Raw genomic sequence first — 17,601 nt, 5'->3', positions numbered from 1 at the left:
ATCACAAAAAGAGAGGCATTTTTACAACACTTTTTCAGACTGACCGTTACTGATACTTCCACCCTGTTTATGCAGTCGCCGGTATTCTCACAGGGTCCATATCTGCCGCTGCCCTGTCTTTTTCGGGAACAAATAAAAACAGAAGATCCGGAATACTTGCTTTTGGCGCAAAAAACAGTGCATACTCTTCAACCTGAAGCCGGGTCTGTTCTTGGCTCATTGGCCAGTTCTGACCCATTAAACTGATAAACCGGGCCATGCCAGCATGTCACTCATACCTGTTACCATCATCACCGGATTCCTGGGGGCCGGAAAGACCACGCTCTTAAACCGTATCCTCAAAGATAACAATCACAAGCAGCGTATTGCCGTCATCGAAAATGAATTCGGTGAAGAAAATATCGACAGCAATCTTCTTGTTCAGGACGATGCCGAACAGATTGTCGAGATGAGTAACGGCTGTATTTGCTGCACGATCCGTTCCGATCTTGTAACGGCTCTGGGTACTCTTGCAAACAAGCGAAAAAGCGGGGAACTGAATTTTGACCGGGTTGTTATCGAAACGACCGGGCTTGCCGACCCCGGACCGGTTGCGCAGACCTTTTTTATCGAAGACTCCGTTGCAAGTGAATACATGATCGATGGCATTGTGACGCTGATGGATGCGGTCTTTGCCATGCAACAACTCGACGAATACGAACAGGCACGTCAACAGGTTGGCTATGCAGACAGACTCCTGATTTCAAAAACCGATCTGGTGAGCGACGAAGATGTTGAAATCCTGTGTCACCGGATTCGACACATTAACCCGCATGCACCGATCCATACCGTTGACTTCGGCAGAGTCGACGTGGCAGAAGTGCTGGATGTGCACGGATTCAACCTGAGTTCAAAGCTTGATATCGATGAAGGCGGACATGCTCATCACGATCATTCCCATGACCACCATCATGAGTGTGGACACGATTGCGCTTGTTCCCATCATCATCTCGACGATATCAATTCATTCGTTTTCCATAGCAAAAAACCGTTCGATCCCAATCGCCTGAACGATTTTTTCGACAGGATGATCACACTCTACGGTACACAGATGCTGAGATATAAAGGTGTTCTGTATATGAAAGATGCCGACAGAAAAGTTGTTTTCCAGGGAGTTCAGCAATTGATGGGAACAGATATCGTCGAAAAGTGGGATGAAAACCACCCTCCGGAAAGTAAATTGGTTTTTATTGGAAAAAACCTACCTAAGACAATTTTTATGGAAGGGCTCCATGATAGCCTTGCAGACTGAATTGATCTTTGAGCCGCTTTTTTCTAAAAAATTAACAGCGGCTTTTGACAGATGTCATTTAGTCGATTAAATTTAATTGCAGGGTATTTCAATCCATAGTGCAATACATGCCGCAATAAGTTGCCGGTTATTGAAAATTTATCTATTGAGGCAAAGGAAAAAAGTAACGTGAATACCAAAACGAAAAAACCGACACCGACGACTCCTTTACTCACCGAGGAAGAAGTTCTGAAAATGAGTGAAGACGACTATATGAATCCGGCTCAATTGGCCTTTTTCAAGGATCGTCTCCAAAAACTGGAACAGGACCTGATCAAGAACGCCGGTCAGACAACTGAAAACCTGCGTGAAACAACACTGGTTCCTGATCCGGCCGATCGTGCGACCATTGAAGAAGAGCACGCTCTTGAACTCAGAACTCGTGACCGTGAACGGAAACTGCTGAAAAAAGTACAGCAATCGATTGCGAGTATCGATACGGGAGACTATGGATGGTGCGTTGAAACCGGCGAACCTATCGGAGTCGCCAGATTGATGGCCCGTCCGACAGCGACCTTGTCTCTTGAGGCACAACAACGCCGCGAGCTGAAACAGAAACTGTACGGCGACTGAGGTAAACCGGACATCAATAAAAAAGGCAGGAATCAGTCCTGCCTTTTTTATTGGATTTCAGACAAGGCTAGCGACGAACGACAAAGGATTTCGTTCCCATGCTTTTCATTTCTTCCACAGCTTGCGTCGCATCTGCCAGACTTGGATAAGGGCCAGCCAGTAATTTATAGAAATTACCCATCTGGACAATTTCCAGCGAAGGCAGCTTATGGGACATATTCGAGGCAAATTTCATCTGATAGGATTGCGCGTTGCTGGCTTCCTGATAAGCCCCGAGCTGTAAATAATATCCCGGTCCCGCGGTAGAAACCTTGCTGACCGGTTTTGAAGCCGGTTTTACCGCATTGGCCTCTACAACCGTTCTTGTCTGCTGGACAGGAGCTTTTGCGACGGCTACCGGTTTGTCGATAGGTGAATAGGCATTGTTTCTGGCCAGATTGATACGCTCGATTTCATCCGGCAACAGGAGTTCCACCTGAACCTGTCCGCTACCCTTGTTCAGATAACCAAGCTTGAAAGCTGCCGTATAGGAAAGATCGATGATACGGTTGGAAAGAAACGGGCCGCGATCGTTGACCTTGACGATAACCTGCCTGCCGGTTTCAAGACTCGTTACACGCGCATAGCTTGGAATCGGAAGGGTCGGATGAGCCGCGGTCATCGCAAACATATCGTAGGCTTCTCCGGAGGATGTTTTCTGGCCGTGGAACTTTTTTCCGTACCAGCTTCCGACACCTGATTTCTTGTAAGGCTGCAGTTCCGTCATCGGCGTATAGGTCTGGCCGAAAACGACATAAGGCCTGGCTGTTGCTGTGCGAATGGACTCGACTTTTGGAACAGCATCCGGCACTTCCATCAGATTATCCGGAATTTCATCCATCGGACCATCGTCGAGATAATAACCGCCACCCTTCTGGGATTTGATTTTTCCGGCTTTTTTCGAGGCAAGCTTGCCGGAAGTTGTCGGCGTCGTACCACAGCCCGACAGGATCAGCGCACAAGCTGACGCCAGCATGGCAGCCATTACCAGACATCTATGATTTTTCAGAGATAACATCTTGATTCCGCCTTATGAAAAACGAAGCCCGGAAAAAACAAATGGATCGTTCTCTAAAAACAGTGAAAAATGAAAGAATTAGCGTGTAAAGCTAAGTATTTGCTCAAAGTATAACCCAACTTGTCGCATTTTTTCATCTATCGCGACTGTCAAACATCAGGATTATGGTGAAAAAACGCAACGAAAACAGAAAAATCAGGTCTGAACGAGCTTGCGATGGCGCTGGATACTCATGAGAATACCCGCTCCCAGCCCCAGTGTCACCATGGCGGTACCGCCATAACTCATGAATGGCAAAGGCACGCCGACAACCGGCAAAATTCCGCTGACCATTCCCATATTGACGAAGGCATACATGAAAAACATCATCGTAATGGCACCTGCCACCAAACGGGAAAACAGGGAAGAGGCATTCATTGCAATCATCAGTCCGCGTGCGATCAGGCAGAGATAAAGCACCATCAGAATCAGGTTGCCGATCAGGCCGAACTCCTCGGCAAAAACGGCAAAAATGAAGTCTGTCGTCCGTTCAGGGATGAAATGCAGATAAGCCTGGGTACCGTGTAACCAGCCTTTGCCGGTAATGCCTCCTGAACCGATCGCAATGACAGACTGGATGATGTGAAAGCCCTTGCCCAACGGATCGGATGTCGGATCAATCAGCATCATAACCCGATGGCGCTGGTAATCATGCAACAGTGTCCAGACAATCGGCAAACAGGCCAGCCCGGCTGCAAACAGGGAAATAATGACTTTCCATGCCAGCCCGGCCAGAAAAATGACGTAAAAACCCGTTGCTGCTACCAGCAAGGCAGTTCCCAGATCTGGCTGCTTCATGATCAATCCGGCAGGGATAGCCAATAAAACAAAAGCAATTCCATATTCACGCCAGCCAAGATGGCCTTCCCGTTTCTGGAAAAACCAGGCCAGCATGAGAGGAACGGCGATTTTCATGATTTCAGACGGCTGGATGACAATACCGATATTCAGCCAGCGTCGCGCGCCTTTTTTGACAAGCCCGAACGCCGCTACTGCGAGCAATAGCGCAATTCCGAAGGTATATACCGGAACGGCAAAACGCATCAGTGTCTGTGGCGGGACACTGGCCGCAATCCACATGATGATGAAACCGAAAATGATATTTCTGAGCTGATCCTCAACACGTCCCGGAAAATCGATACCGGCTGAATACAGCGTGATGATCCCTACCGACATGATCAGGAAAATGATCAGCGCGAGAGGTCCGTCGAATACGCTGAGATAATGTTTCAGTCGCGTCAGAAGAGTGTTTTTATCAGGGATATCCATGTTTAACCTCAGCCCTCGTCGTTACTGTCTTCATCGGAGTCAGGTGGCAACAATACCGGTTGTGAATCATCCGGATCTTCAGGATACGCGTCATCGTTACCGGACTGAACAGCTTCAGGAGCCGATTTCTTGCCGTAAAAGAAATAATCCATTGCCTTGCGGGCGATCGGAGCGGCAGCCGAGGCACCGAAACCGCCATTCTCGACGATCAGGGCTATCACAATTTTTGGATTGTCCACCGGTGCAAAAGCCGTAAAAAGCGCATGATCCCGCTTGTGTTCTGCCAGCGCTGCCGCATTGTATTTCTCATTCTTGCCGATTGTGATCACCTGCGCAGTACCCGTCTTGCCGCCTGCCGTATAGCCAGTTCCGGCAAAAACCCGGGCGCCTGTCCCTTCTTTCATTACGCCAACCATCGCCCGCTTGATAACGTCGATATTTTCCTGCTTCAGATTGAGCTTGACTGTTTCTGTTGTCACAGGACGGCGTTCGTGACTCATGCCATCCTCGATATCCTTGACCAGATGAGGACGGGCGGCTGAACCGTTGTTGGCCAACAAAGCGGTAGCATAAGCCAGTTGAAGCGGTGTAAAGGTGTTATACCCCTGTCCGATACCCAGCGAAATCGTTTCACCGGCATACCATTTTTTCTGGTTCGGATTTTTATAGGCATTCCGTTTCCATTCTGTCGATGGAAGAATGCCTTTACGTTCGTGAGCCAGATCGATACCGGTCAATTCGCCGAAACCGAACTGTTTCATGAAATCATGCATCGTATCGACGCCCATCTGGGCGGCAAGAACGTAGTAATACGTATCGCACGACTGGACGATGGACTTGTACATGTCCACGATACCGTGACCGCCTTTCTTGTCGTCGCGAAAACGATGGTTACCGTAATCGAAATAGCCCGGATCGCTGATCGCGTCAGTTGGTTTCCGGTAACCGAGTTCAAGGGCCGCCAGCGCCATGAACGGTTTATAGGTCGATCCCGGAGGATACGCACCCCGTATTGGACGATTGATCAGCGGCTTGTTGATCGAATTGTTCAACTCATCCCAATTTTGCTGGTCAATGCCATCAACAAACAGGTTCGGATCGAATGTGGGCTTCGACACGTAAGCCAGTACTTCCCCTGTGGACGGATCCATGGCGATCAGGGCGCCACGACGATTGCCGAAAGCGTTTTCAACGACCTTTTGCAATTCAATATCGATTGAAAGGACCAGATTGTTCCCCGGAACGGTCGGATGAGTGGAAAGCGTTCTGACCGCACGCCCACTGGCTGCCACTTCCATTTCCTCGTAACCGGTCGAACCGTGCAAGACACGCTCGTAACTCTTTTCAAGCCCTTCCTTGCCGTAATGGGTCGTTCCCTGATAGTTCGTTTCTTCCTCTTCCGGCAGATTGTCGAGATCTTTCTGACTCATACGGCCGATGTAACCGATAACATGCGATGCCACATCACCAAGCGGATATTGCCTGAACATGCGAGCCTGGACTTCCACGCCCGGAAAACGATAACGCTGGACTGAGAAACGGGCTACTTCTTCATCGGTCAGTTTCGCTTTCAAAACGATGCTTTCGAAACGTTTGGTTTCCTCCATCCGTTTTTTGAACCGTTTCCTGTCCCGTGGGGTGATTTCAATAATCTGTGACAGTTCCTCGATCACGTCTTCGAGTTTGGCGCCAATTTTGGCAGGTGTGATTTCAAGGGTATAAGCCGAGTAATTATTGGCAAGGATGACACCGTTTCGATCCATGATAATGCCCCGGCTTGGCATGGTCGGAACGATGGAAATGCGGTTTTCCTCAGCCTGTGCAACGTAGTTGCTGTGCCGGACAATCTGCACCCAGATGAAGCGAAGCAACAGAAAGAAGAAACAGACAAGAATGAAAATGACCAATGCCGCAATCCGGTTGCGGAATTGGTGGAGTTCGCGTTCGCTATCGTTTAAGCTCGACATGGCAGTGAACCGTCCGGACAGCCGTTACCGGCAGGCGAAACCATTTCATATTTGCAGATACCGGTCATTTCAAAAACAGTCGTCATAATGGCCGGTCCAGATCCGTATCGACAGAACGGCGCTGTGGCGCCAGCAGGACCATAGTTACCAGCGGCCACAATAAAGCACCGACGCCACTGTCGATCAGGTATAGCCAGCTCGAAGTACGATGACTGACGATAAACTGGATGAACATTTGAACCAGTTGTGACGACAGAAGCAATATGAGGATATACCAGACCTGTTTTTTAAGCGGAAACCATAAAACGCGACGGTGAAGTGTAATCGCAAAATAACTCAACAGGACATAGGCCAATGCATTTTCACCCAGCAAGGTGGCATCGTTCACATCCATCAAGAGACCCATGCAAAAGGCAATTCCCATGCCGACCCGTCGCGGCTGATGGATACCCCAGAAAACCAGTACCAGTGCGACGAAATCGGGAACGCCTACCCAGTGTCCCCAGGGCTGGATATTAAGGAGGAAAGCAACTGCAAGCGTAATGGCGATAAAAACGGGGCTCACCGGCAGCAAGATATGTTCTGGAATCGGTTTCATTCTCGCTCTGCCCTATTTCTTCGGTTCTTCGGCTTTGGGATTGACCCTTTGCCGGATGTTGACTGTTCTGTCAGCCGCCGTCGGACGCGGAAGAACAGCCGTATCTGACAAGAGAACCAGAACCTGTTTGTTCCGGTTGATACCGGCAACCGGTTCACAGATCACGTGATCGAACGACCCGGTGGAATTGTCACGTATTCTGGCCACTTTTCCTACCGCCAGTCCGGCCGGATAAACGCCATCTATGCCAGACGTCACCAATAAATCATCCGGCTGGATATCGGCATTGGCCATCATGAAACGCAATTCCAGATATCCCGATTGTCCACGACCATAAGCAACGCTGCGTTCACCGCTGCGGACATTCAGTACGGGAATCGCCTGATCCTTGTCGGTCAGAAGCGTCACTTCACACGTTTTGAGATAAACATCGGTGACTTGACCGATCACTCCCTTGTCGTCAATAACCGGCTGTCCCGGCAAAACGCCATCCTGCGAACCCTTGTTCAAAATGACCTTGCGAACAAAAGTATTACGGGCGTCATAGAGGATTTCTGCCGGAAGCGATTTGACACTGACCCGTTTGCTCATCCCGAGTAATTCCCGTAACTGGGCATTTTCACTTTCAAGCAATTGTGCACGCTGAAGCCGGGTGGCATCCTGCATGGATTTTTCACGCAAGCCGGACACTTCCTCATGCAAAGTGGCAACGGATGTCAGATACTCGTCTGCCGCATCATAAATATCACGCGGAACCATCGCCACTTTCTGGAATGGATACAAAGCCATCCCGACCACTTTACGGACATGGCCCAAAACCTGAAGATGGGAATCGACAAAAAGCAATGCAATAGCGGCCAGCACAAAAATGATGACCTTTACTCTCGCGGGTGTTCCTTGTTTGAATAGAGGCGGTGGACCGTATTGCATAAAATAACTGGCAAGACAAAGTAACTGAAACTGCCTCGCGGCAGCCTGAAAAACAGGCACATTGGATGTGCCTGTTGTATTTCCTGTTTATTCGTACGAGAAAACCGTTCCGAGCTCGTCGATTTTTTCAAGAGCGATACCGCAACCGCGAACGACGCAGGTCAGTGGCTCTTCAGCAATCAGAACCGGCAAACCGGTTTCTTCCATCAGCAAACGATCGATGTCATGCAAGAGTGCGCCGCCACCGGTCAGCATCATGCCTTTTTCGGCAATGTCGGCACCCAGTTCAGGAGGAATCTGTTCAAGTGCATTTTTGACAGCGGACACGATATTGTTCAACGGATCGGTCAGGGCTTCCAGAATTTCATTGCTGGAAATGGTGAAAGCGCGAGGGATACCTTCGGAGAGGTTGCGTCCCTTGACTTCCATTTCCTTGATTTCGGTGCCCGGGAAAGCGGAACCGATATTTTTCTTGATCGCTTCAGCAGTCTGTTCACCGATCAGCATGCCATAGTTGCGGCGGATGTAATTGACGATCGCTTCATCGAAACGGTCACCGCCGACACGGACGGAACCCTTGTACACCATACCACCCAGCGAAATGATACCGACTTCGGTCGTACCACCACCGATATCGACGACCATGGAACCCGTCGCTTCGGAAATCGGCAGGCCTGCCCCCAGAGCGGCTGCCATCGGTTCCTCGATCAGGTATACCTTGGAAGCGCCCGCACCCAGAGCGGATTCACGGATCGCACGGCGTTCCACCTGCGTGGAACCACAAGGGACACAGATAATGATGCGTGGGGATGGGCGGAAAAATTTGGAATTGTGCACCATGCGGATGAACTGCTTCAACATCTGTTCCGTCACGGTAAAGTCGGCGATCACGCCGTCTTTCATCGGTCTGATGGCTTCGATATTGCCGGGAACCTTGCCCAGCATCTGTTTGGCTTCCTTGCCGACAGCCTGAATGCTCTTTTTGGAACTGGGGCCACCGTCATGCCGAATGGCGACCACGGATGGTTCGTCCAGAATGATGCCGGAATTCCGGACATAGATCAGCGTATTGGCGGTACCGAGGTCGATCGCCATATCATTAGAGAAATAACCGCGTAAAAATCCAAACATGAACATTCCTGATAATTTAAAAGGCCCGTTTATGACAACGGACAAATCCGCAAAAAGTCAAATTGTAAACTTGACAGGCAAATATGCAATAGCCCAACATTCTACCTTATAATTCAAGGGTTATTTATGATGCAGAGCATCCAATTGCACTTCATTTTGAAAATTTTTTTGTAACAATCCACTTATTATTATGTCTCTCGATCTTTCCGATGTCGATCGCATCGCACAACTGGCCCAGCTGGAAGTTTCCGACAGCCAGAAACAAAAAACCGCTACACAGTTAAACGATATTCTCGCACTGGTCGAACAACTGCGACAAGTCGATACGACTGGTGTCGAACCGCTGGCTCATCCCATTTCCGCATTCGAGGACGATCTGGCCCTAAGGCTCAGGGAAGACGCGGTTACCGAAGAAAACCATCGTTCCGAATATCAGGCATGTGCCCCTGCCGTTGAAAACGGCCTGTATCTGGTTCCCAAAGTCATCGAATAAAAACAAACGAAGATAAAAAACGCCCCGTCGAAAAAGACCCGGATTTTTTGTCGAGAACACACTTATGCATACCAAAACATTATCGGAGCTGTCCGCTCTTTTGCAGGCAAAACAAATCTCCGCAACCGAACTGGCCAAACTGTTTTTGAAGCGGATCGGCGATAGCCAATTAAATGCTTTTTTGCACGTTGACGAATCGTTGACCCTGAAACAGGCCGAACTGGCAGATGAAAGACTGGCGAGAAACGAAGCGACGCCATTAACCGGGGTGCCTATCGCCCATAAAGACATTTTCGTGACGAAAGACTGGCGTTCGACGGCAGGCTCGAAAATTCTGGCGAATTACACCAGTCCGTTCAACGCTACTGTCGTACAGAAATTCCAGGATGCCGGAATGGTCATGCTCGGCAAACTGAATTGTGATGAATTCGCCATGGGCTCATCCAATGAGAATTCATATTTTGGTCCGGTCATGAATCCCTGGGATACCAAAGCGATTCCTGGCGGCTCTTCCGGTGGTTCAGCCGCTGCCGTAGCAGCGCGACTGACGCCTGCAGCCACGGCGACCGATACCGGCGGTTCCATCCGGCAGCCTTCCGCATTCTGTGGTGTCTCCGGTATCAAACCGACTTATGGTCGTGTTTCGCGTTTCGGCATGATCGCATACGCCTCTTCTCTGGATCAGGGTGGCCCGATTGCCAAAACCGCGGAAGATTGCGCATTGCTTTTGAATGAAATGACCGGCTTCGATCCCAGGGATTCAACCAGTGTCGAACGGAAAAACGAGGATTACACGCGTGATCTGAACAAGCCGCTTGACGGTTTGCGTATCGGTGTTCCCCGTGAATACTTCAGTGAAGGCCTTTCTTCCGAAGTGGAACAGGCTGTCAGAAACGCCCTCTCCGAATATGAAAAACTGGGTGCGAAGCTGGTCGATATTTCCCTGAAAAACACAGCTTTGTGTATTCCGGTCTATTACGTTATCGCTCCTGCAGAAGCGTCTTCCAACCTCAGTCGTTTCGACGGCGTCCGTTATGGATTCAGGGCAGAAAACTATACCGATCTTCAGGATATGTATCGCAAAACCCGTTCCGAAGGTTTCGGCGAAGAAGTCCAGCGCCGCATTCTGGTCGGTACCTATGTATTGAGCCACGGTTATTACGACGCCTACTATATTCAGGCACAGCGTATCCGCCGCCTGATCGCCGAAGATTACAAAAACGCGTTCAAGGAATGTGACGTTATCATGGGACCGGTTTCACCGACTGTTGCATGGAATCTGGGTGACAAGGCGGACAATCCGGTCGCCAACTATCTGGGCGATATTTTCACCCTGTCGACCAATCTGGCGGGACTGCCCGGCATGTCGATCCCATGCGGGTTCGGACAGGGCGAACATGCCAAGCGTCCGGTCGGCCTGCAGTTGACCGGCAATTATTTTGACGAAGCCCGTCTTTTGAACATCGCACATCAATATCAGAAGGTAACGGACTGGCATCTGCGTTCGCCAGCCTGAGAACCATTCCGGATTTGCCGGAATGAAACCGGATTAAAGAATATTTCCGGCGGCTTTGCCGCCTATAAAACCAAAGGAAACATTATGCAGTGGGAAGTAGTCATCGGTCTTGAAACACATGCACAACTTTCAACCGTTTCAAAAATTTTCAGCGGAGCCTCGACCAGCTTCGGTGCCGAACCCAACACGCAGGCTTGCCCTGTCGATCTGGCTCTTCCGGGTGTATTGCCGGTCATGAACCGTGGCGCAGTTGAAAAAGCCATCCAGTTCGGTCTGGCTATCGGCGCAGAAGTCGCTCCTGTTTCGGTTTTCGCCCGCAAAAATTACTTTTATCCCGATCTGCCGAAAGGCTACCAGATCAGCCAGTTCGAAAAACCGGTTGTCATCGGCGGCAAACTGAATTGTATCGTCGAACAAAAAGGCAAAAGCTACATCAAAACCGTCAACCTGACGCGCGCCCATCTGGAAGAAGACGCTGGCAAATCCCTGCATGAAGAATTCGCCGACATGACGGGTATCGATCTTAACCGCGCAGGAACCCCGCTTCTGGAAATCGTGACGGAACCGGATATGCGCAGCGCTGCCGAAGCAGTCGCTTATGCCAAATCTCTTCATTCACTCGTAACCTGGCTCGGTATTTCGGATGGTAACATGCAGGAAGGTTCTTTCCGTTGCGACGCCAACGTGTCGGTTCGTCCCGCCGGCACGACTGCACTCGGAACCCGTTGCGAAGTCAAGAACCTGAACTCCTTCCGCAATCTGGAAGATGCAATCAATTATGAAGTCGAACGCCAGATCGAACTGATCGAAAGCGGCGGAAAAGTCGTTCAGGCAACGCGCCTTTACGATCCGGACAAACGGGAAACCCGCGAAATGCGTACCAAGGAAGATTCCGACGATTACCGTTATTTCCCTGACCCCGATCTGCCCCCGCTGGTTATCTCTGCCGAATGGATTGAGCGGGTCAAAAAAGAACTTCCGGAATTGCCGGAGGCTTTGCGTAAGCGTTTCATCAATGAGTATGGACTGCCAGAATACGATGCTACCGTCCTGACCCAATCCAAGGCGATGGCAGAGTATTACGAAAAACTGATTTCCCTCACAGGAAAGCAGCTGGCAAAGCAAAATGCCAACTGGCTGATGGTCGATATCGCATCAGCCTTGAATCGTGAAAACCTGGAAATCGGTGATCTGCCAGTTACTGTCCGGCAACTGGCCCAATTGATGCAACGTATTGCCGACAACACCATATCCAACAAGATTGCCAGAGACATTTTCGGCATTCTCTGGGATGCCCGTGCCTCTGACGACAATGCTGTTGACAAGATTATTGACGCCAAAGGGCTCAAACAGATTTCCGATACGGGAGCAATTGAAAAAATCATAGACGAAGTTCTCGCCAACAATGCCAAATCGGTTGAGGAATTCCGCTCAGGCAAAGACAAGGCATTCAATGCACTGGTGGGACAAGTCATGAAAGCGACCAAAGGAAAGGCCAATCCTGGACAGGTCAGTGACATGCTGAAAAAGAAACTGGCTGGCTGATATCGCAAAGCAAATAAAAAAAGCCTGCATTGCAGGCTTTTTTTGTCAGATTCCCTTCTATATTTATCGTTCAAGCCGGTTCGATTCAAGCAGTTTTTCAAATTCCGCCGCTGTCAGGGGTTCAGAGAAAAGATATCCCTGACCATAATTGCATCCGGCACCGGCCAACAACAATCTCTGTCCATCGTCCTGGACACCTTCGGCAATCACTTTCATGTCCAGTTTGTGCGCCATAACGATAATCGCCTCACACAAGGCCATATCCTTGGGTTCATTTTCGATATGGCGAACGAAAGCCTGATCGATTTTCAGATAGTCGATCGGAAATTTTTTCAGATAAGACAATGAAGAATATCCCGTCCCGAAATCGTCCAGTGCCACTTCCATTCCATATTGATGAAATTCCGCCAGCCGATCAAGCACCTGGGTATTCGAAACAATCAAAACACCTTCTGTTATTTCCATCACGATGCTGCTGCCAGGTACATTCAGTTTTTCTAGCACTTCGAACCAGTCGCTGTAATCATTCTTGTTCTGGAACACGATAGGCGAGATATTGAAACTGATTTGCAAGTCAGGGAAGAGATGTTCTCTCCATCGGCTGAGCTCCCTGGCAACCTCCCCGAAAGCCCAGTCCGAGATCGTCAAAATCTGACCGGTTTCTTCCGCAATGAAAATGAATTCTGTGGGACTGATAATGCCACGAACCGGATGGTGCCAGCGGATCAGTGCTTCGGCTTTCTGGATGCGGCCAGTCTCAATCTCGACAATCGGCTGATACAGCATTTCAAATTGATGTTCATTTATAGCTATACGCATGTCATTGGCCAGCCTTATCCGGTTTTGCGCAGCCGCCTGCATGGATGCCGTAAAGTAACTCATCCGGTTACGTCCGGCCAGTTTGGCGGCATACAAGGCCTGATCGGCATTTCTCATGAGTGTATCGATATCCGTGCCGTCATCCGGATAAACCGTAATGCCGATACTTCCTGTCACATACGCAATTTCGCTACCCAACTGGTAAGGCTGGGCCAGGGAACGCAGGATGCTGTGCGCAATTTTTTCCATTGTCGGCAAATCGGACAACTCTGTCAGAATAATGGCAAACTCATCGCCACCCAGACGTGACACGGTATCGAATTCACGGACGCAATCCTTCAGACGTTTCGCGACGTCCAGTAACAGGTGATCGCCCGCATCGTGCCCAAGGGTATCGTTGATATCCTTGAAATTATCCAGATCGAGAAACAGCAGCGCCAGTTTTTTTCCGGACTGGTTGACCTTGACTAGTTCCTGTTTCATCCTGTCCATCAGCATGCGACGATTCGGCAAATTCGTCAGGAAATCGAAATTCGCCTGACGCCATATCATGTCTTCCGCTTCTTTTTTCTCCGTGAAATCATTGGAGAGTTCAACGTAATAACGAACGGATCTGTCTTCGTTGTAAACCACATTGATTGTCAGCCATGATGCATACGATTCGCCATTCTTGCGCCGGTTCCAGAGTTCCCCACGCCAGTACCCTTTCTCATCCAATGCATCCCACATCGCCTTGTAAAATGCCTTGTCCTGGCGTCCCGAACTCAACAGTTTCGGATCCCTGCCGATCACTTCGGCAGCGGTATAGCCTGTAATTTTTTCAAAGGCCGGATTGACTGCAAGAATATGATTGTCGGCATTACTGATCAAAATCGCTTCACTGGAGTTACGGTACACCAGTGCTGCCAGTTCCAGTTTTTCCTCGTCTTCCTTTCTTCGCGTAATATCCCGTCCGATTCCCAGAACACCCACCAGTTCGCCGTCCGGCGTTCTGACAGGTGCCTTGATCACATCGAAAAACACCCTGTTGCCAGACAATGCATAAGTGCCCCACTGCTTGATCACCAGTGGTTTGCCTTCCTTCAGAATACGTTTGTCCTGTTCTTCAAAAAGCTCGGCTTCGTCATGGCTGAATATATCGAAATCGGTTTTACCGATAATATGCTCGTCAGAAAGCCCGACATAATCCTTGTAAGCCTGATTACAGGCCAGATAAACGCCCGCAGAATTTTTCATCCATACCAGATCGGGAATATTTTCAAAAACGCTTTTCAGTCGCGCCTCGCTTTGGGTCAGAACGACATTGACCTTGTTCAGATCGTCCGTTCTGATCTCAACCAGTTTCTCCAGATTGACAAGCAACTGGTTCCGGATTTCCTGCAAGCGGACCATAAATAGAATGGCCAAAAAGAACAGCGCCATGAGGGCGATTGAAATCCCGATGACTTTGGTGCCCCAATAAAAAAGGTCTGCATTATATGCGCCCAGCGGCAAAAGCGTGATGACTTTCCATTTATAGGCACTGACATCACGGGGACCCTGTCCTCCGGAAAAAATTTCGCTACTGCCTTTACTGGTTTTGGTATCGGCCGAGAGAGGTGAAAGCGTTTTGAACGTCCATAGGCCTTCCCGGGTAATGAACTGGCCTTCTTCCTGATTTTTCATCCGCTCCCAGGCAGCAGGATATCGATGAGCCATACTCAAGTCATTTTTATTGAACATGAATCCGAATTCATCGTTGGAAACCGGTCCTTTCAGCCAGAATCCGTTCTGATTGACGAGCCAGGCAGAATTGCCACGCATGCTCGTCAACTGCTGGAACCGGCCGATCATTGAAGTGGCATAGTAGTTCAACAGAAGAATGCCCTTTTTCTCCCCTTTTTTGTTGAAGAGAGGCATCCCGAAACGGATCGTCGGGACATAAGGCTCCTGGATATGGTCATCTTCAATATTCAGGTCAAGAGGTGAAACATAGACTTCCCCTTCTTTCAATACATTCGTATCGTCGAAAAAATAACGTTCACTCCGGTTCTGGAGTTTCTTTTCCGAACGACAACACCCTTTCCATCAGAATAATTGACCCGCAGGCGTTCCATTCCTTTTTCGTCAATCCAGCGAATCTTGTTGTACACCTTTTTCGCTTCCGCAAAGGCAAGCCAGTCACCGGCAACTTCATCGATATTTTTTTCATCCGGATCGTTGATCATCCTTCTGAAATCAGTATCCAGATACAGAATATGGACATCCTGCATGACATATTCGAGACTGCGATTGATCGATACCACACCGACAAGAACGGTTTCGTGTTCGAGTTTCTGATTCTGTTCATGGATGAAGCGCAGTTGGGACAGATAATAGAAATATGCGCCGCTGCAAATCAACAAAGCGACGGGAAGGAAAATCAGAATGATCCGCAAGACGGGATGAAAATTTTCACTCGGTTTGCGAACAAGGTATTTCAATAATGATTTCATCTTGACTATTTCTGCACCACGGCCAGCCGGAATCCAATAATTTCCAATTCGAACAGCACTCCGGATTTCCCCAAAAAATGAAAAAACAAAAAACGGGCGATAAACCCTGATCAACAAGCCTCATTTGAAAAAACATTTACCAATAAAATATTTCCAAAAGGCAACAATATCACATTCTTTGATAACACTTCATTATTCATGGGCGCGCCAAATCATTTTTGAGCGCGCTCAAGGAAACCAAACGGGAAACAGGAATAAGCGGTCTCTTCAGATCAGGACCGCGAAGAAAAGTTGAAACGGGCAGAAAAAGCCAAAAGAATGCTTTTATTTTTGAAAAACAAAAGCGATCTCTTCAAAAGAGGAAATAAATGATTTTATGAAAAAAAGTTTAATAAAACGCAGCCAGCTATCAAGGTAAACCGCTTATTTTGCTGCCGGCCTTGATACCGTTTTTTGCAAACCAGTTTTTGTTCATTTCCAGCGCATAGCGGATCCATCCCTTGCTGCAATGTGAATCCAGTGTAAACGGTTCCATTTTTTCAATGTTCAGGATAGTCCCGTTCGCATCGATAAATGCGACCGAAAGAGGCAAAGCAGTATTTTTCATCCACATGCACGAACGAGCAGGCCGGTCAAAAACGAAAAGCATGCCATTGTTTTTCGGCAGTTCTCTCCTGAACATCAGTCCCTGTTCGCGTTGTGCCTCAGTAGAAGCGACTTCTGCACGGATAAGATGTTTGCCTGCTTTCAACGTAGTGACGGGAAAATTCATGCCTGTAGATTCGGCCATAGCCGGAGCTGTAAAAGGCAACAGGCATAAGAACACCAGTATTATTTTCTTCAGCTTGAGCATTTTTTCCTCTTCTCATTGTTAAAAAGCATATGTTACATGAAACGCGCATAAAAAAAGACGGGGATAAACCCGTCTTTTTTTAGCTTGAAGGCTAATTATTTAGCAGCTGGTGCTTTAGCGTCAGCTTTTTTTTCTGCTTTTTTGTCAGCTTTTTTTGCTTTGGTTGCTTTTTTTGCTTTTTTAGCTTTTTTAGCTGGAGCTGCTTTTTCAGCGGCTGGAGCTGGAGCTGCTTTTTCAGCTACAGGAGCTGGAGCTGCTTTTGCAGGAGCAGCAGGAGCAGCAGCGAAAGCTGCAGAAGCAAACAGGCCGGAAACCAGGATAGCAACTAATTTTTTCATTTTAAAAATTCCTCAAATATTTAAGAAAAAAACTTTGTAATCCCATGAAGGATTACGATCATTAACGCGCCAGTTTTCAGGTCGGTTGACACTTTTTTCAAAAATTTTTTAAAATATTTTTCATCCATCGAAAAAGGCTTATTTCATTTCCACTTCAATAAAGATGACTCACAAAATGTTTAGTCCTGCGTTGAAACTGCCCGAAATAAAAAAGCGGGACAGATGTCCCGCTTTTTCGCGTACGTTGAAAAATTCAATCGTCGGCATCTTGTGCTCCTGAAGCATCTGCTGCATCTGGTGCCTCGGCAGCTGGCGTTTCCTCATCTGCATTATTGTTTAAGCCTTGTGCATTGACGAGGCTTTCAGATCCTGTCGCAATCGATTTTTCTACAACGGGAACATCGGCAAATGCGGCAGAGACGAACAAGGCGGAAATCAGAAAAGCGATGATTTTTTTCATATATTAATTCCTGTTTTATTGTTAAATAAAATATGATCCGAACGGATCACGCCCTTTAACGGGTCAAGCGCTTCATCAGATGACCGGTTTTCCCGAAAAAAAAGTAACATTTGTAACAAATTTCTTTTATTCAACTTTTAACTTCTTTTAAAATCCCTTTTCTTCATTTATCCCGACTTCCTCCTGAATTCAGCCCTTTGTAATCCGAG

Annotated in this window: 16 protein-coding genes and 1 pseudogene; 5 read left to right on the top strand and 12 right to left on the bottom strand. The window is 48.4% G+C overall.

Annotated elements, in window-relative coordinates:
• Positions 1–67: 67 nt before the first annotated feature.
• Positions 68–259 carry a hypothetical protein gene (locus BRW83_RS11655; RefSeq protein WP_145814999.1) on the bottom strand — a complete coding sequence of 64 codons (192 nt, stop codon included), beginning with the start codon at positions 257–259 and terminating at the stop codon, positions 68–70.
• 6 nt (positions 260–265) lie between these two features.
• Between BRW83_RS11655 and BRW83_RS04115 the strand changes: the two genes are divergently transcribed.
• Both BRW83_RS04115 and dksA read left to right on the top strand, forming a co-directional pair.
• A complete protein-coding gene (locus BRW83_RS04115; RefSeq protein WP_005881327.1) occupies positions 266–1,291 on the top strand; it encodes a CobW family GTP-binding protein in 1,026 nt (341 codons plus the stop codon).
• Positions 1,292–1,459: 168 nt separating this feature from the next.
• Complete coding sequence (gene dksA / locus BRW83_RS04110; protein WP_086131742.1) at positions 1,460–1,903, top strand: RNA polymerase-binding protein DksA; 444 nt, start codon at positions 1,460–1,462, stop codon at positions 1,901–1,903.
• A 67-nt stretch (positions 1,904–1,970) separates the two neighbouring features.
• On the opposite strand, the gene BRW83_RS04105 is transcribed toward dksA, so the two are convergent.
• From BRW83_RS04105 to BRW83_RS04080, 6 genes are all read right to left on the bottom strand, one after another.
• Positions 1,971–2,960: a septal ring lytic transglycosylase RlpA family protein gene (locus tag BRW83_RS04105; protein WP_005881329.1), complete on the bottom strand. Its 990-nt coding sequence runs from the start codon at positions 2,958–2,960 to the stop codon at positions 1,971–1,973.
• A gap of 195 nt (positions 2,961–3,155) precedes the next feature.
• On the bottom strand, positions 3,156–4,268 hold the full coding sequence (gene rodA, locus BRW83_RS04100) for a rod shape-determining protein RodA (protein WP_005881330.1): 1,113 nt from the start codon (positions 4,266–4,268) through the stop codon (positions 3,156–3,158).
• Between the two features lie 8 nt (positions 4,269–4,276).
• Positions 4,277–6,235, bottom strand: coding sequence for a penicillin-binding protein 2 (gene mrdA, locus BRW83_RS04095; RefSeq protein ID WP_005881331.1), 1,959 nt, complete (start codon positions 6,233–6,235; stop codon positions 4,277–4,279).
• Positions 6,236–6,317: 82 nt separating this feature from the next.
• Positions 6,318–6,833 (bottom strand): rod shape-determining protein MreD, encoded by a 516-nt coding sequence (mreD, locus tag BRW83_RS04090; RefSeq protein WP_005881332.1) that lies wholly within the window; start codon positions 6,831–6,833, stop codon positions 6,318–6,320.
• Between the two features lie 12 nt (positions 6,834–6,845).
• Positions 6,846–7,763 carry a rod shape-determining protein MreC gene (gene mreC, locus BRW83_RS04085; RefSeq protein WP_005881333.1) on the bottom strand — a complete coding sequence of 306 codons (918 nt, stop codon included), beginning with the start codon at positions 7,761–7,763 and terminating at the stop codon, positions 6,846–6,848.
• Between the two features lie 87 nt (positions 7,764–7,850).
• A complete protein-coding gene (locus tag BRW83_RS04080; RefSeq protein WP_005881334.1) occupies positions 7,851–8,894 on the bottom strand; it encodes a rod shape-determining protein in 1,044 nt (347 codons plus the stop codon).
• 190 nt (positions 8,895–9,084) lie between these two features.
• Between BRW83_RS04080 and gatC the strand changes: the two genes are divergently transcribed.
• From gatC to gatB, 3 genes are all read left to right on the top strand, one after another.
• Positions 9,085–9,387 carry an Asp-tRNA(Asn)/Glu-tRNA(Gln) amidotransferase subunit GatC gene (gatC, locus tag BRW83_RS04075; RefSeq protein ID WP_005881335.1) on the top strand — a complete coding sequence of 101 codons (303 nt, stop codon included), beginning with the start codon at positions 9,085–9,087 and terminating at the stop codon, positions 9,385–9,387.
• Between the two features lie 64 nt (positions 9,388–9,451).
• Positions 9,452–10,903: an Asp-tRNA(Asn)/Glu-tRNA(Gln) amidotransferase subunit GatA gene (gene gatA / locus BRW83_RS04070; RefSeq protein ID WP_005881336.1), complete on the top strand. Its 1,452-nt coding sequence runs from the start codon at positions 9,452–9,454 to the stop codon at positions 10,901–10,903.
• An 81-nt stretch (positions 10,904–10,984) separates the two neighbouring features.
• Positions 10,985–12,448: an Asp-tRNA(Asn)/Glu-tRNA(Gln) amidotransferase subunit GatB gene (gene gatB, locus BRW83_RS04065; RefSeq protein ID WP_086131741.1), complete on the top strand. Its 1,464-nt coding sequence runs from the start codon at positions 10,985–10,987 to the stop codon at positions 12,446–12,448.
• 63 nt (positions 12,449–12,511) lie between these two features.
• On the opposite strand, the gene BRW83_RS04060 is transcribed toward gatB, so the two are convergent.
• The 5 genes and pseudogenes from BRW83_RS04060 to BRW83_RS04045 form a co-directional block, all read right to left on the bottom strand.
• Entirely contained in the window at positions 12,512–14,503 is a 1,992-nt protein-coding gene (locus BRW83_RS04060; protein ID WP_418304036.1) for a sensor domain-containing protein, read from the bottom strand.
• Between the two features lie 414 nt (positions 14,504–14,917).
• Positions 14,918–15,474, bottom strand: a pseudogene (locus BRW83_RS12115) (EAL domain-containing protein); the annotation flags it as partial.
• Between the two features lie 676 nt (positions 15,475–16,150).
• Positions 16,151–16,594: a DUF192 domain-containing protein gene (locus BRW83_RS04055; RefSeq protein ID WP_005881340.1), complete on the bottom strand. Its 444-nt coding sequence runs from the start codon at positions 16,592–16,594 to the stop codon at positions 16,151–16,153.
• 95 nt (positions 16,595–16,689) lie between these two features.
• Complete coding sequence (locus BRW83_RS04050; protein WP_086131740.1) at positions 16,690–16,932, bottom strand: hypothetical protein; 243 nt, start codon at positions 16,930–16,932, stop codon at positions 16,690–16,692.
• A gap of 253 nt (positions 16,933–17,185) precedes the next feature.
• Entirely contained in the window at positions 17,186–17,392 is a 207-nt protein-coding gene (locus BRW83_RS04045; RefSeq protein ID WP_005881342.1) for a hypothetical protein, read from the bottom strand.
• Between the last annotated feature and the right edge of the window lie 209 nt (positions 17,393–17,601).

Origin of the sequence: Oxalobacter formigenes, from assembly GCF_002127965.1 — a bacterium.
GTDB classification, from domain to species: Bacteria; Pseudomonadota; Gammaproteobacteria; order Burkholderiales; family Burkholderiaceae_D; genus Oxalobacter; species Oxalobacter formigenes.
The sequence above is the reverse complement of the archived record's forward strand: the minus strand, read 5'-3'. Positions and strand labels throughout refer to the sequence as shown.